Below are 15456 nucleotides of genomic sequence, written 5' to 3'. Positions count from 1 at the left end.
CGAAGCATCCGGTGAAAAGAAACGGGCGCCGGATCCCCCGGCACCCGCTCAATTGTCCAGGACCGCGCCCAGCGTGGGGAAGCGGGTCAGCTGCAAGGCGATGGATTTGGCCACCGCCCGCAACTCGCCCAGCCGCTCGGCCACCAGCGCCTCGGGCGACAGCATCCCGGAATAGCCCGAGCTGTTGACGGCGGCGATGGTGCGCCCTTCCTCGTTGATGATCGGCACAGCCAGCGCGGTGATGCCGTAATCCAGCTGGTCCACCGTGGTCGCATAGCCCTGCTGGCGCACCGTCAGGATCTCGTCCCTGAGCGCGGCCTTGTCGATGAGGGTGCGCGCGGTCAGCGGCACCGGCTCAAGCGCATCGAGCCAGGCGTCGAGCGCCGCGTCGGGCAGTCCCGCCACCAGCACCCGGCCGATCGAGGTGGCGAAGGCCGGGTAACTCGCCCCCGCCACGGCCGAGGCCCGCCTTGCCCGCTGCTGCGAGTAATGCGCGACATAGATCACGTTGTGGTCGTTCAGCGTCCCCACGGAGGAGGCATCGCCGAACATCTCCACCAGCCGGCGCAGGTCGGGCAGGATGATCTCGTCCACCCGGGCGGCGAAATAGAAGGACGAGCCCAGCGCCATCACCTTGGGCTTGAGGTGAAAGCGTTTGCCGCTTTGCCCGACATAGCCCAGCTCGATCAGCGTGATCAGCCCCCGCCGGGCCGCCGCGGGCGAGACATTCACCCGCCGCGCCACCTCGGACAGCGTCATCTCGTTATGGCGGGCGTCAAAGGCTTCGAGGATGGCGATCCCCTTGGCCAGCGCCTCGACAAAGCCCGCCGGTCTTTCGCTTTCCTCGTCCAAACCGCCTCACCCTTCCGGTGCCAGAACAAAATCCATTTCGACCACGGCATCGGGCCTCTTGTCGAGGGCATAGCCCAAGGCTTCGGTATCACGGGCGGGCTTGATGTCGCGGATCAGCGAGCGGCGAACCCCGAACACCGCGTCGTTGTCGACGTAATCGGTGTTCTTGAAGAAGACCTCGGTGGTGATGCCGGACATGCCCGGGGCGGTGACGATGAAATGCAGATGCGGCGCGCGCCAGGCATGGCGGTTGCCCGCGCGCAGCAGCACGCCGACCGGGCCGTCGTAAGGCACGGTATAGGGCTTGGGCAGCACGGTCGTGTAATAATAGCGCGCCTGGTCGTCGGTGGTGAACTTGCCGCGCAGGTCGTATTTGTCCTGCCCCTCCTCCTGGATCGGATAGGTGCCGGCGCCGTCCGCCTGCCAGGTATCGACCTGCGCGCCGGGCAGCGGGTTCTTCAGCGTGTCCGTGACGCGGCCATGGACCAGCAGCGTGACGCCCTCCCGCCCGTCGCCCAGATCGGCGCCCAAGGCCTTCGCCGGCGCGTTGTCGAGGTAGAAGGGCCCGAGGTTCGAGCCTTCGGTCGCGCCGCCCCGGGTGTTGATCATGTCGACCAGCGCCGACCAGCCCAGCACGTCCGACAGCAGGATGAATTCGTGCCGCTCGGGCGTCGAGATCTTCCCGCAATCGTAAAGGAACATCAGCGCCGCCATCCATTCCTCATGGGTGACGTTCTGCTCGCGGGTGAAATCGTGCAGATGCTCGATCAGCCCCTGCAGCAGCGATTCAAACCGGCTGCCCGGCTCGGTCTTGAAGGAATCCTTCACCGCCTGGGTGATGGTGTACTGGTTGACGTCGCTCATGCTGTCCCTCCCGCGCCTTGCGTCCGATCCGCCCACAAAGTGGCTTGACGAAGCCTAAGCCGCGCGCTTACGCTTCGGCAAGAGAAAAATGTTTCGCAATGCGAAAAGATGAGAGATGCGGATCGGAAAACAAACCCAGCCTTACACGGCTATCGCCACCTCGGACGCCCATTCCATCACGGTGCGCGGCCGGGACCTCTGCCATGACCTGATCGGCAAGATCGGCTTTACCGATTACTTCTGGCTGCTGGTGATCGGCGAGATGCCGACCGAGGCCCAGCGCCGCATGCTCGACGCCTGTCTGGTGGCCATCGCCGAACACGGGCTGGTGCCCAGCGTGCAGGCCGCGCGCATGACCCTGGCCGCGGGCCCCGAGGCCTGGCAGGGCGCCATGGCGGCGGGCCTGCTGGGGATGGGGACGGTGGTCGCAGGCTCGACCGAGACGGCGGGGCAATTCCTGCATCAGGTGCTGAGCGACGCCAAGGACGGCGACATCGCCGCCTCGGCCCAGGATCACGTCACCCAGCTGAAGCTCGAGCGCAAGAAGGTCCCGGGCCTCGGCCATCCGCAGCATGCCGAGGGCGATCCGCGGGCCATCCGGCTGCTGGAACTCTGCGACGACCTCGGCCTCAGCGGCCGCTATGTCGAGACGCTGCGCGTGCTGGGCGAACAGGCGCCGGGCATCATGCACCGGCCGCTGCCGATCAACGTCTCGGGCGCGATCCCGGCGGCGATCCTGGACGCCGGCTGGCCGCTGGAGGCGCTGAAGGCGGTGCCGCTGCTGGCGCGGGCCGCCGGGCTTTCGGCGCATCTTTACGAGGAATCCCTGCGCTCCATCGGCTTTGTCATGTCGAACCATGCGGATCTGGCGATTTCCTATGACGGCCTGCTGTCGGGCCACGAATCCCCGGCGGAGGACAAGGCATGAAGATCCTGAAGAACATCCGCGTCGTCGAACTGGGCACCTATATCACCGGCCCGGCCGCCGCCATGCATCTGGGCGATCTGGGCGCCGATGTCATCAAGGTCGAACTGCCGGGCACGGGCGACCCGTTCCGCGCCTTCAAGGGCGGGCTCTATTCGCCGCATTACCAGACCTACAACCGCAACAAGCGCTCCATCGCGCTGGATACGAAGCAGGCGGCGGATCTGGAGACCTTTCACCAGCTGATCGCCACGGCCGACGTGTTCATCCAGAACTTCCGCCCCGGCGTGGCCGAGAAGCTGGGCGCGGGCGAGGCGGCCTTGCGCGCCATCAAGCCCGACCTGATCTATTGCGCGATCTCGGGCTTCGGCCCTTCGGGCCCGGCGATGAAGCGGCCGACCTTCGATTCCGTGGCGCAGGCCGCGGCGGGCTATCTGCGGCTGCTGACGCCCCCCGACAACCCCCGCGTCATCGGCCCGGCCATCGCCGACGCCGTGACCGGGCAATACGCCGCCATGGCGGTGCTGGCGGCGCTGACGGAACGGGCGAGTTCGGGCCAGGGGCGGCGCATCGACATCTCGATGCTGGAGGCCATGTGCCATTTCAACCTCGACAGTTTCACGCATTATTATAGCGAGGGCGAGATCATGGGCCCGCTGTCGCGCCCGGTTGTCTCGCAGAGCTACACCTTCAAATGCGCGGACGGCACCTGGATCGCCTTCCACCTGTCCTCGCCCGTCAAATTCTGGGAGGGGCTACTGGAAGCCACCGGGATGCAGGCCCTGAACGACGACCCGCGCTTCAACGAACGGCTCGAACGCATCAAGCATCAGGAAGAGCTGATCGCCGCCTTCGCCCCGGTTTTTGCGCAGAAGACCCGCGCCGAATGGTGCGCCGCGCTGGAAAAGGCGGGGGTTCCCTATTCGCCCGCCTATGACAGCAACGAGGCGTTGGAGGATCCGCAGGCGAAGCACCTGGGCATCAAGCTGACCGTGCCGGGCGTCGCGGACGAGACCTTCACCACGGTTCGCGCCCCCTACAGCTTTGATGGCGAGGCCGAACGCGATGTGACCCCGCCGCCGCTGCTCGACGCCCATGGCGACGAGATCCGCCGCGAATTGAAGTCCGGCGCCCGGGCCTGAGCCCCGCCAGCAAGGAAGACGACCGATGAATGACGACGTGCTGAAAGTGACCCTGCTGGGCACCGGCATCCCGAACCCCAGCATCCATGCCTTCGGCACCTCGACCCTGATCGAGGCGGGCGGCGAGAAGGTGATGATCGACTGCGGCCGGGGCACCGTGATCCGCATGTCGCAGCTGGGCATCCCGGTCGGCTATGTCGATACGGTGATCCTGTCGCATTACCATTCCGACCATTACGCCGGGATCTTCGACCTGCTGATGTCGGGCACCATCCCGCAGGGCTGGGCCGGGCGCGGCAAGCCGCTGACCGTCTATGGCCCCGAGGGGCTGGAGGATCTGGCCGAGGGCGCCTGGCAGGCCACCCGCCCCGACCGCAACATCCGCGTCAACGACAACGAGATCGACCCCGAGCACATGCGCATCATCCCGCATGTCTATAACGAGGGCGTGGTCTATGACCGGGGCGGGCTGGTGATCCGGGCGATCCTGGTAGATCACGGCGACAACATCCCCTCGGCCTATGGCTTCCGGGTGGAATACAAGGGCCGGGTCTTCGTCCATTCGCACGACACCCGCTACAACGAGAACCTGATCGCCCAGGCGATGGGCGCCGATGTCTTCGTGCACGAGATCGCCGCCGCCCGCGACACGACGCTGGCCAATTACCCCAAGGTGAAGGTGGCCATCGACCACCACGCCTCGCCCACCGATGTGGGCAAGGTCTTTGCCCAGACCCGCCCGCGGCTGGCCATGCTCACCCATCTGGCGCTGCTGCCGCCCGATCCCTTGCCCATGGACGACGTGCTGGGGGAACTGGCGGCGGAATACGACGGGATCGTGCTGATCGCCGAGGACCTGATGACCATCCGCATCGGGCGCAACGTCTCGATCGAACCCTACCGCCATCCGGCGCGCTGAGGACCGACCCGGCGCGAGGGAGGATTCGCGCCGGTCCGAACGACACCGGGCCGCTAAGGCGGCCCACAGAAACAGAGGGAGGAACGCATGAACAAACTGGCTTTGACCACGGCGCTGAGCCTGGCGCTGGGCGCCCAAAGCGCGCTGGCGCAGGTGAACCTGACCGCGATGACCTCGACGCCCGGCGTCGCGGTGCATCTGACCATCGCCCATCTGGCCGAAGTGGCCTCGCAACGCGGGATCGCCGATATCCAGATCACCCTCGGCCAGACCGGGGTCAACGCCACGCTGGCGGTGGCCGAAGGGCGCACCGATATCGGCATCTGCCCCTTCATCCTGCCGTTCCTGATGTCGCGCGGCGTCGGTCCCTTCGCCGATCTCGGCGCCGAACGCGGGGCCGAGCTGGCGGGCAACCTGCGCGTCCTCTACCCCTATTCCTTCGGCGCCTACACGCTTTACGGCTACGAGACGGCGGGCGTCACCGGCTGGGACAACCTCGAAGGCCGCCGCGTGCTGGACGGCCCGCCTCGAGGCGCCGCCACCAACGAGGCGCGCTCGCTCATTCAGGTGATGACCGGGCTCGAGGCCGGAACCGGCTTCACCGCCGTCGAAAGCGACTGGTCGCAGATGGCCACCACCATCACCGAAGGCTCGGTCGATGTGGCGCTGCTGCCGGAATACATCCCCTCGGACCGGCCGCTTCAAGCGCTGTCGGCCGGGCGGATGAATTTCTATTCGATCCCGATCGAGCAATTCGAAAGCGAGGCGGTGCAGCGCGTGCTGACCGCCCCGGGCTCGGCCCCCTTCATCCTGAGCGCCGAGCAGATGGCGGCGCTGGGCGCGAACGCGCATGTCGTCTCGGAAGACGGCGCCTTCCGTACCCGGGGTTCGGTCGGCGGCAATTGCGTCAACGCGGCGATGGACGAGGAGCTGGCCTATCAGCTGACCCGCGCCCATATCGAGACGCTGTCGCAGATCTATGAAAAGGCCCTCTACGCCCGCAACGTCGGCTTCGAGAACCTCGATCCCGTCGCCTCGGGCATGTGCGGGCTGAACCCGGTCCGCTATCACCCCGGCGCGGTCCGCGCCTGGGAAGAGGCGGGCTACGACGTTCCCGATTGCGCCCAATGATCGCCTTGCGGTGATCGTCCGGGGGTCTGCTTCCGGGCAGGCCCCCTATCCTTTCTGACACGAGCGAGCGATGGAAACCGAAGCGCCCCAGATCCGCCCGGCCGTGCGTCGGGTTGTCTATGCCATGGCCCTGATCTTCGTGATCACCGGCATGATAAACTCAACCCCGGCGATCCCCGGATGGGACCAGTTCTGGCAGAATCTGACCGGCTGGGACTGGCTGGCCGTGCGCCGCTTTCCCTATGAATATTACTACCCGATCGCCTTTGCCTGGATGATGATCATCGTCGCGCTCTGGCATTCGATCTGGCGCGAGTGGCAGGACCGGGGCAAGGCCCGCCGCCGTCTGGGGCTGGCGCTGGACATCGCGCTGGTCGTGGCCGCGCTGACCATCGCCACCACCTACCTGATCGAGAACGAGGCCGTCTGCCTGATCGACGTCATCACCGGCGAGCGCGCCGCCTTCATCGAACGCGCGCTGGCCGCCGAGCGCGAGGTGGCGCTGGCCTTGGGCCTGCCCGCCCCCACCTCGATCGACAACCCGCGCTGCATCGCCACCACCGGCCCCTGGATCACGCTGATCGTCGGCCTCGCGGTGATCGTCTTCCTGGCCTACAACACCCAGGTCTGGGGCTTCTCGCTGGTGCTGGTCTCCATCGCGCTGGCACTCTACGCCATCGCCACGGTCACCCTCTGGTACGTCTTCGGCAGCGACGGGATGAACCGCTACCTCATCACCGCGCTGGGGGGCGAGCCGCGAACCCTGCTGGACGGCAGGCCGCGCCTGCAGGATCTGCTGGTCAACCAGGGCTCGGGCCTGCTGGGCCAGTTCCTGCATATCATGCTGAACACGGTCTTTCCCTATATCGTGCTGGGCTCGCTGCTCTCTGTCTCGGCGGGCGGGCGGACGCTTATCAAGGTCGCCGTCGTCTCGACCCGCAAGCTGCGCGGCGGCTCGGCCCATGCCGCCATCGTCGCCTCGGCGCTGTTCGGCACCACCACCGGGACGCCCGTGGTCAATGTGCTGGGCACCGGCACCATCACCATTCCGATGATGATCCGCGCCGGTTTCAAGAAAAGCTATGCCGCCGGGGTCGAGGCCGCGGCCTCGTCCGGCGGGCAGGTGATGCCGCCGATCATGGGCATCGCCGCCTTCGTGCTGGCCGCAATGACCGGCGTGCCCTACCGCGACGTGGCCATCGCCGCGGCGATCCCGGCGGTGGCCTATTTCCTCTGCATGTTCCTCTCGGTCATGTTCCAATCCCGCAAGCAGGGGATCGAGGCGGTGGGCGAGGTCCCGCCCGAGATGCGCCTCACCCCCCGCGACTTCCTGCTCCTGAGCCAGATCGCCGTGCCGCTCGCGCTCATCATCGTGCTGCTGCTGGTGCCCAAGGACGCCATCGGCTGCGATCCCCTGAGCCGCCTGCTGGGCGCCGTCGCGGTCGAGACGCCGAGCGGCGCCTGCCGGGCCGAGCAACTGCCCTGGATCATGCAGCTGATCCAGAACACGCTGGGCGACGCGGGCAGCGTCGGCTGGTGGGCGGCGGTGGTGCTGATGGGCATGCTGTTCATCGACCGCGCCTTCCGCCAGAGCCCCGGCAAGCTGGTCGATGCGCTGGCCCATGCCGGCATTACCTCGGCCGGGCTCTACCTGATGTTCCTCGCCGTCTCGGTCATCGACATCAGCCTCAACCTGACCGCTCTGCCCAGCTTCATCGCGCTCGACATCCTCGGCTGGCTGAGGGCGCTGAACCTCGGCGACAACGCACCGCTGATGTTCCAGTTCGTGGCGCTGGGGGTGACGATGGTGCTGGCGATCCTCTTGGGCATGGGGATGCCCGCGGTTCCGGCCTATGTGAACGCGGCGCTCCTGATGGGGCCGTTGCTGGTCGGCCTCGGCATGGCGCATTTCACGGCGCATATGTTCATCTTCTATTTCGCCTGCGTCAGCGCCATCACCCCGCCCGTCGCCGTCGCCTCGTATGCCGCCTCGACCATCGCCAAGTCGGACCCGGTCGGAACCTCGTTCTCGGCGGTGCGCTCGGGGATCGTGATGTTCGTCATTCCCTTCGTCTTTGCCTTCAACCCCGAGATCCTGCTGGTACAGGCCGCGGTCCTCAACCCCGATGCCGCCACCGGCGGGGCGCGGTTCCTGCCCGGCTATGACGGCGAGTTCCACCTGATGGCGCTGCTGTGGCTGCTGGCGCGGCTGGGGCTGTCGCTCTATCTGCTGGCCAGCGCGCTGGCCCGCTTCGACCAGCGGCGGCTGGCAAGCTGGGAGATGGGGCTCAGGCTGGCGCTGGCGCTCTTCGTCCTCTCGGGCAATCCGGCGCTGCAATGGCCGGCGGTCGGGGTCGGGGTCGCGCTGCTGGTCTGGCACCATATCGGCAACCGGCCCCGCGCCCTGTCGGCGTGAGACCATGGAACGGCGGGGCAGGTCCCCGCCGTTTTCGTCAGGAACGCCCTTCCATCCAGCGCCCCGGAACCGGACCCCGGTTCCACCGCACGGGCCGCGCCCGGAAGGGCCGCCCTATCTGCCGCCCCGCCCTTGCTGCGCCGCCCGGCGGAACCCCATCTCAGCCGGGAACGTTTCCTGTCAAAGGAGCCCCGCCATGACCGCAATCCCCCTCGACTGGCTGACCGGCCTCGCCGGAGGGCTGATGATCGGCCTCGCCGCCGCGCTCTTGCTTCTGGGCAACGGCCGGGTGATGGGCGCGAGCGGCATCCTCGGCAGTCTGGTCGAGAAACCGGCCGAGCCCCGGACCTGGCGCGAGACCCTGCCCTTCGTCGCCGCCCTGATCGGCGCCCCGGCGCTGGTCGTGGCACTGCGCGGCGCGCCCGACACGCATGTCACCGGCGACACCGGCCTTCTGCTGCTGGCGGGGCTGCTGGTCGGCGTCGGCACCCGGCTGGCCAATGGCTGCACCTCGGGGCATGGGGTCGTCGGCATGGCCCGGCTCTCGCCCCGCTCGATCGTCGCGACGCTGACCTTTCTGGGCGCGGGCTTCGTCGTGCTGTTCCTCGCCCGCCATGTGATGGGAGTGATCTGATGCGCCCCTGGATTTCCGCCGCTTCCGGCGCGCTGTTCGGCCTGGGCCTGCTGGTCTCGGGCATGACCGATACCGCCAAGGTACAGGGTTTCCTGGACCTGGCGGGCGACTGGGACCCGACGCTGGCCTTCGTGCTGGGGGGCGCCATCCTGCCGATGGTGCTGGCCTGGCGCCTCGCCGCCCGGCGCCCGGCCTCGGTGGTGGGCGAGCCCTTCCCCGAGCGCCCCGCCGCGAAGATCGACGCGCCGCTTCTGGGCGGCTCGGCGCTGTTCGGCGCGGGCTGGGCGCTGGCGGGCTTTTGCCCCGGTCCCGCCGTCGCCGCCCTGGGATGGAGCGGCGCCAGCGGCCTGACCTTCGTGCTGGCCATGCTGGCGGGGATGCTGGGCCTCGACTGGGCCCGGCGCCGCCTCCCCGCCCTCGCCTAGGGTCAGGCGGGCAAAGCCTGCCGCGCCGCGGTGATCTTCAGCGCCGCCTCGGCCGCCTCGCGCCCCTTGAGCACGAAATGCGCGCGATAGATCGCGTCGTGATGCGCCGTCTCCTGATACTGGTGCGGCGTCAGCGAGACCGAGAGCACCGGCACACCCGTCTCCAGCCCCGCCTGCATCAGGCCCGTCACCACCGCCTGCGCCACGAAATCGTGCCGGTAGATGCCGCCATCGACCACGAAGGCGGCGCAGGCCACGGCGCCATAGCACCCGGTGGCCGCCAGATCGCGGGCCATCAAGGGCATCTCGAAGGCGCCGGGCACGTCGAAGACATCGACCTGTTCGGCGGGGATGATCTGAAGGAAACCCTCCAGCGCGCGGTCGACGATGGCGGCATGCCAGCCGGCTTTGACAAAGGCGTAACGGGTGTGTGTCATGGTCTCTCCTCTAGCGACACGTCACCCAAGGCGATCCCATGCACCCCCGCGTGCCAGACACGGGAGGCGATGGTTCTCTTTCATCCGGACTATGACCGTCGGCCCAGGAATCGCACCTGATCTGCTGACCCTGCCCGAAGGCAGGCGCTCGCGGGCTTGCGGTTTCGGCCGCTTACCGCCGGTGGGGAATTTCGCCCCGCCCTGAGAACAGGCCCTTTGTTCCACGGCCGGGCCCGCCCCGCAAGACGTCAGACGCCGGGATCGAGATGCGCCTCCAGCGCGACGATCTCGCCCTCCCAGCCCGCGCCGATCCCGGCAGCATTGGCCTCGTCGGTGTCGATATGCATCTCGGTGAAGGCGTTCGGCTGGATGCGGATCAGCGTGCGCCCGAAGGTGAGCGAGCGCTCCCCCTGCCCCACGTTCACGCCGACGATCTGCCCGTCCTCCAGCCCCATCGCCAGCGCATCGGCCGGGTTCATGTGGATGTGGCGGGCGGCGACGATCAGCCCGTCGGTGTCGATCTGCCCGTAAGGCCCGATCAGCCGGATCACCGGCGTCCCGTCCAGCTGCCCCGAATCCCGCACCGGCGCGTCGATGCCCAGCGCGAAACTGTCGGTGCGCGAGACCTCGATCTGGGTGCGCTTGCGCAGGGGCCCCAGGATCGCCACATGCTCGATCCGGCCCTTGGGCCCGACCAGCGTCACCCGCTCCTCGGCCGCCCAATTGCCGGGCTGGCGCAGCGGCTTCTTGACCGTCAGTTCATAGCCGGGGCCGAAAAGCGCCGCCAGACTGTCCGCCGCCAGATGCACATGCCGGCCGGACACCGCCACCGGAATGGGCTTCGGCGCCGCGGCGGGCCGGGCCAGATGCTGCGCCACCTCGCGGGCGATCTGCAATTGCTCGGCGGTTTCCGTGACCAGCACCGCCACGCGCGAACCGTAAGCCTGGATCTGCGGCGCGGCGCGGTCCGTCAGATCCACCGCCTGATTGCGGTCGAAATCCAGCCTCAGCCCCATGAATTCCAGCCCGTCGCAGATCCGCCGCCGCATCGAGGGGGAATTCTCGCCGATGCCGCCGGTGAAGATCACCGCATCGACGCCCCCCATCGCCGCCGCATAGGCGCCGACGTATTTGCGCGCGCGGTGGGCATAGAGGTTGATCGCCAGCTGCGCCGCCCCGTCGCCCGCCGCCGCCCGATCCTCGACATCGCGCATGTCGGACGAGCCGGTCAGCCCCTTCAGCCCCGAGTCGCGGTTCAGCGCCGCCTCGATCTCCTCGATCGTCAGCCCCAATTGCCGGTGCAGATAGCCGAAGGCGCCCGGATCCACATCGCCAGAGCGCGTGCCCATCACCAGCCCCTCCAGGGGCGTCAGCCCCATCGAGGATTCCAGACTGCGCCCGAGGTTGATGGCGCAGACCGAGGCGCCATTGCCCAGATGGACCGAGATGATCCTCAGCGCCGTGACCGGCTGGCCTAAAGCCTCGGCCGCCCGTTCGGCCACGTATTTGTGGCTGGTACCGTGGAACCCATAGCGCCGCAGCCCTGCCGCGCGCCAGCTTTCGGGCACGGCATAGGTGGTGACGCGGGGCGGGTTGGTCAGGTGGAAACTGGTGTCGAAGACGCCCACTTGCGGCGGATCCGGCCAGACCTGCCGCGCCAGCCGCACCGCCTGCAGATTGGCCGGGTTGTGCAGGGGCGCGAGCGGCGTCAGCCGCTCGATCCGGGCCAGCGTCGCCTCGTCCAGCGTGGCGGGGCCGGTGAAATCGGGGCCGCCGTGGGCGATGCGGTGGCCCACCGCCTCGACCCCGGCGATTCCCCTCGCCGCCAGCACGCCCGGCACCGCCGCCACCGCCGCCGCCAGATCGGCGTGCGGCGCCTGCCCGGCCTCGCGCTGGCCGCCCGCCTCGACCGTCCAGTCGCAGACACCGTCGCGAAACCGCTCGAATCCCCCCTTCAGCACCTGCCGTGCCGCGCCCTGCGCGTGATCGAAGACACCGTATTTCAGGCTCGAACTGCCCGCGTTGAACACAAGAATCCGCATCCGCACCCTCCGGTTTGCCGCCACGATAGGACGCCCGCCTGGGTTACGAAACCATGACGCCGCGCCGCCGCAAAGGCCCCTGCGAAAACCCGCCCCTTCATTCTGCCCTAAATACGCCGGGGGGTCCGGGGGGCTGGCCCCCCGGTTCCGCCCCCTCCGCAAGCGCGCGATCAGCCGATCAGGGCTTGCGCCGGACCGGCCTCTGGCTATAACCCGCCTCAATTTGCGCGCCGCCCCCCGGGGGGACGGCCTTCAGCGCACGCACGTCATGCACGCACGGGGTCCGACATGCCGAAAAGAACCGATATCACCTCCATCATGATCATCGGCGCGGGACCTATCGTCATCGGCCAGGCCTGCGAGTTCGACTATTCCGGCGCCCAGGCCTGCAAGGCCCTGCGCGAGGAAGGCTACCGGGTCATCCTGGTGAACTCGAACCCCGCCACGATCATGACCGACCCGCAGCTGGCGGACGCCACCTATATCGAGCCGATCACCCCCGAAGTCGTCGCCAAGATCATCGAGGCCGAGCGTCCCGATGCCCTGCTGCCCACGATGGGCGGGCAGACCGCGCTGAACACGGCGCTGGCGCTCGACGACATGGGCGTCCTGGAGAAGTTCGGCGTCACCATGATCGGCGCCAACCGCCACGCCATCGAGATGGCCGAGGACCGCAAGCTGTTCCGCGAGGCGATGGACCGGATCGGGCTGGAAAACCCGAAAGCCACCATCGTCGCCGCGCCGAAGCTGCCCAACGGCAAATATGACATCAAGGCCGGGATCGCGCAGGCGATGCAGGACCTCGAACACATCGGCCTGCCGGCGATCATCCGCCCCGCCTTCACCCTCGGCGGCACCGGCGGCGGCGTGGCGTACAACCGCGACGATTACGAGGCCATCGTGCGCTCGGGTCTCGAAGCCTCGCCGGTGGCGCAGGTGCTGGTCGATGAAAGCCTGCTGGGCTGGAAGGAATACGAGATGGAGGTGGTCCGCGACAAGGCGGACAACGCGATCATCGTCTGCTCGATCGAGAACGTCGACCCGATGGGCGTGCACACCGGCGATTCGATCACCGTGGCCCCGGCGCTGACGCTGACCGACAAGGAATACCAGATGATGCGCTCGGCCTCGATCGCCGTGCTGCGCGAAATCGGGGTCGAGACCGGCGGCTCGAACGTCCAGTGGGCGGTCAACCCGAAAGACGGGCGCATGGTCGTGATCGAGATGAACCCGCGCGTCTCGCGCTCCTCGGCGCTGGCCTCGAAGGCCACGGGCTTCCCCATCGCCAAGGTCGCGGCGAAACTGGCCGTGGGCTATACGCTGGACGAGCTGGACAACGACATCACAAAGGTCACGCCGGCCAGCTTCGAGCCGACCATCGACTACGTGGTCACGAAGATCCCGCGCTTCGCCTTCGAGAAATTCCCGGGCTCGAAGCCCGACCTCACCACCGCCATGAAATCGGTGGGCGAGGCGATGGCCATCGGCCGCACCATCCACGAATCGCTGCAAAAGGCGCTGGCCTCGCTGGAGACCGGCCTTTCCGGCTTTGACGAGATCGCCATCCCCGGCGCCCCCGACAAGGCCGCGCTGACCCAGGCGCTGAGCCAGGCCACCCCCGACCGGCTGCGGGTCATCGCCCAGGCCATGCGTCACGGGCTTTCGGACGACGAGATCCAGCACGTCACCGCCTTCGATCCCTGGTTCCTGGCCCGCATCCGCGAGATCGTCGAGGCCGAGAATACCGTGAAGGCCGACGGCCTGCCCACCGACACCGCCGGCATCCGCGCGCTGAAGATGCTGGGCTTCACCGATGCCCGCCTCGCCATGCTGACCGGCAAGACCGAGGCCGAGGTGCGCCGCCTGCGCCGCGCCGCCAATGTCACCGCAGTCTTCAAGCGCATCGACACCTGCGCCGCCGAATTCGAGGCACAGACGCCCTATATGTATTCGACCTACGAAGTCCCGGCGATGGGCGAGGTCGAGGACGAGGCGCGTCCCTCGGACCGCAAGAAGGTGGTGATCCTCGGCGGCGGTCCCAACCGGATCGGCCAGGGGATCGAGTTCGATTATTGCTGCTGCCACGCCTGCTACGCGCTGACCGAGGCGGGCTATGAGACCATCATGGTCAACTGCAACCCCGAGACGGTCTCGACCGATTACGACACCTCGGATCGCCTCTATTTCGAGCCGCTGACCATCGAGCATGTGCTGGAAATCCTGCGCGTCGAGATGTCGAACGGCACGCTGCACGGCGTCATCGTCCAGTTCGGCGGGCAGACGCCTCTGAAACTGGCCAATGAACTCGCCGCCGAAGGGATCCCGATCCTCGGCACCAGCCCCGACGCCATCGACCTGGCCGAGGACCGCGAGCGGTTCCAGAAACTGCTGAACGATCTGGGCCTGAAACAGCCGATCAACGGCATCGCCTCGTCCGACGACCAAGCCATCGCCATCGCCGAGAAGATCGGCTTCCCGCTGGTCATCCGCCCCTCCTATGTGCTGGGCGGGCGCGCGATGGAGATCGTGCGCGACATGGATCAGCTGCGGCGCTACATCACCACCGCGGTGACTGTCTCGGGCAAGAACCCGGTGCTGCTGGACAGCTATCTGTCGGGCGCCATCGAGGTGGACGTGGACGCGCTGTCGGACGGCAAGACCGTCCATGTCGCCGGGATCATGGAACATATCGAGGAAGCGGGCGTCCATTCGGGCGACAGCGCCTGCTGCCTGCCGCCGCATTCGCTGGACCCCGCGCTGGTCGAGGAGATGAAGGTCCAGGCCGAACAGATGGCGCTGGCGCTCGGCGTTGTCGGCCTGATGAACGTGCAATTCGCGGTCAAGGACGGCGTGATCTACGTGCTGGAAGTGAACCCGCGCGCCTCGCGCACCGTGCCCTTCGTCGCCAAGGCCACCGACAGCGCCATCGCCTCGATCGCTGCCCGCCTGATGGCCGGTGAGCCGATGGCGAATTTCCCGCTGCGCGCCGCCTATCCCGAGGGCGTCGGCCCCGACACCCCCCTGCCCCTGGCCGATGCCAACACGCTGGCCGATCCGAAAACCCCGTGGTTCTCGGTCAAGGAAGCCGTGCTGCCCTTCGCCCGCTTCCCGGGCGTCGATACGCTGCTCGGCCCGGAAATGCGCTCGACCGGCGAGGTGATGGGCTGGGACCGGTCGTTCCCGCTCGCCTTCCTCAAGGCGCAGATGGGCGCGGGCACGATCCTGCCGGAAGAGGGGCGGGTCTTCGTCTCGGTCCGCGACGGTGACAAGACCGCGGCGCTGGCCGGCGCGGTGCGCGACCTCGCGGGCATGGGCTTCGAGATCGTGGCCACCGGCGGCACGGCGACCTGGCTGAAGGCCGAAGGCGTCGCGACCACCGCGGTGAACAAGGTCTACGAGGGCCGGCCGAACATCGTCGACCGGCTGAAGAACGGCGATATCGCGCTGGTCTTCAACACGACGGAAGGCGCCCAGTCGATCAACGACAGCCGCGACATCCGCCGCGTCTCGCTGATGGACAAGATCCCCTATTTCACCACCGCCGCCGGGGCGATCGCCGCGACGCAGGCGATGATGGCCCGGCGCGAGGGCTATGGGGTCCGCACCCTGCAGGGCTGAGGCCGGGTTCCTTGCACAGCAAAGCCGCGCCGCGCGACCGCTGGTCCGCGG

Annotated in this window: 12 protein-coding genes and 1 riboswitch; of the genes, 8 read left to right on the top strand and 4 right to left on the bottom strand. The window is 68.0% G+C overall.

Annotated features, from left to right (window positions below):
* Positions 1-48: 48 nt before the first annotated feature.
* Positions 49-852 (bottom strand): IclR family transcriptional regulator domain-containing protein, encoded by an 804-nt coding sequence (locus DDE23_RS11175; RefSeq protein ID WP_107753731.1) that lies wholly within the window; start codon positions 850-852, stop codon positions 49-51.
* Between the two features lie 6 nt (positions 853-858).
* The gene (locus tag DDE23_RS11170; RefSeq protein ID WP_107753729.1) at positions 859-1716 is read right to left on the bottom strand and encodes a dioxygenase family protein; all 858 of its coding nucleotides are present in this window, start codon (positions 1714-1716) and stop codon (positions 859-861) included.
* Between the two features lie 115 nt (positions 1717-1831).
* On the opposite strand from DDE23_RS11170, the gene DDE23_RS11165 reads away from it, so the two are divergent.
* The 7 genes from DDE23_RS11165 (at position 1832) to DDE23_RS11135 (ending at position 9308) form a co-directional block, all read left to right on the top strand.
* Positions 1832-2644, top strand: a complete 813-nt coding sequence (locus DDE23_RS11165) for a citryl-CoA lyase (RefSeq protein ID WP_107753727.1) — start codon at positions 1832-1834, stop codon at positions 2642-2644.
* A complete protein-coding gene (locus tag DDE23_RS11160; RefSeq protein WP_107753725.1) occupies positions 2641-3783 on the top strand; it encodes a CaiB/BaiF CoA transferase family protein in 1143 nt (380 codons plus the stop codon). The genes DDE23_RS11165 and DDE23_RS11160 overlap by 4 nt, the downstream gene beginning before the upstream one ends.
* A gap of 25 nt (positions 3784-3808) precedes the next feature.
* Positions 3809-4702 (top strand): MBL fold metallo-hydrolase, encoded by an 894-nt coding sequence (locus DDE23_RS11155; RefSeq protein WP_107753723.1) that lies wholly within the window; start codon positions 3809-3811, stop codon positions 4700-4702.
* An 87-nt stretch (positions 4703-4789) separates the two neighbouring features.
* Positions 4790-5833 carry a TAXI family TRAP transporter solute-binding subunit gene (locus DDE23_RS11150; protein ID WP_107753721.1) on the top strand — a complete coding sequence of 348 codons (1044 nt, stop codon included), beginning with the start codon at positions 4790-4792 and terminating at the stop codon, positions 5831-5833.
* A 70-nt stretch (positions 5834-5903) separates the two neighbouring features.
* Entirely contained in the window at positions 5904-8249 is a 2346-nt protein-coding gene (locus tag DDE23_RS11145) for a TRAP transporter permease (RefSeq protein WP_107753719.1), read from the top strand.
* A 196-nt stretch (positions 8250-8445) separates the two neighbouring features.
* Entirely contained in the window at positions 8446-8883 is a 438-nt protein-coding gene (locus DDE23_RS11140) for a YeeE/YedE family protein (protein ID WP_107753717.1), read from the top strand.
* A complete protein-coding gene (locus tag DDE23_RS11135) occupies positions 8883-9308 on the top strand; it encodes a DUF6691 family protein (RefSeq protein ID WP_107753715.1) in 426 nt (141 codons plus the stop codon). The genes DDE23_RS11140 and DDE23_RS11135 overlap by 1 nt, the downstream gene beginning before the upstream one ends.
* 2 nt (positions 9309-9310) lie before the next feature.
* On the opposite strand, the gene DDE23_RS11130 is transcribed toward DDE23_RS11135, so the two are convergent.
* Both DDE23_RS11130 and DDE23_RS11125 read right to left on the bottom strand, forming a co-directional pair.
* A complete protein-coding gene (locus DDE23_RS11130; protein WP_107753713.1) occupies positions 9311-9745 on the bottom strand; it encodes a 6,7-dimethyl-8-ribityllumazine synthase in 435 nt (144 codons plus the stop codon).
* A 68-nt stretch (positions 9746-9813) separates the two neighbouring features.
* A riboswitch (FMN riboswitch) is annotated at positions 9814-9958 on the bottom strand.
* Between the two features lie 35 nt (positions 9959-9993).
* Complete coding sequence (locus tag DDE23_RS11125; RefSeq protein WP_107753711.1) at positions 9994-11787, bottom strand: acetate/propionate family kinase; 1794 nt, start codon at positions 11785-11787, stop codon at positions 9994-9996.
* Positions 11788-12075: 288 nt separating this feature from the next.
* Between DDE23_RS11125 and carB the strand changes: the two genes are divergently transcribed.
* A complete protein-coding gene (gene carB / locus DDE23_RS11120; protein WP_107753709.1) occupies positions 12076-15405 on the top strand; it encodes a carbamoyl-phosphate synthase large subunit in 3330 nt (1109 codons plus the stop codon).
* Positions 15406-15456 lie beyond the last annotated feature (51 nt).

The organism is Pararhodobacter aggregans (assembly GCF_003075525.1).
In the GTDB taxonomy this organism is placed as follows: Bacteria; Pseudomonadota; Alphaproteobacteria; order Rhodobacterales; family Rhodobacteraceae; genus Pararhodobacter; species Pararhodobacter aggregans.
This window is presented reverse-complemented; position numbering and strand designations above follow the sequence as displayed.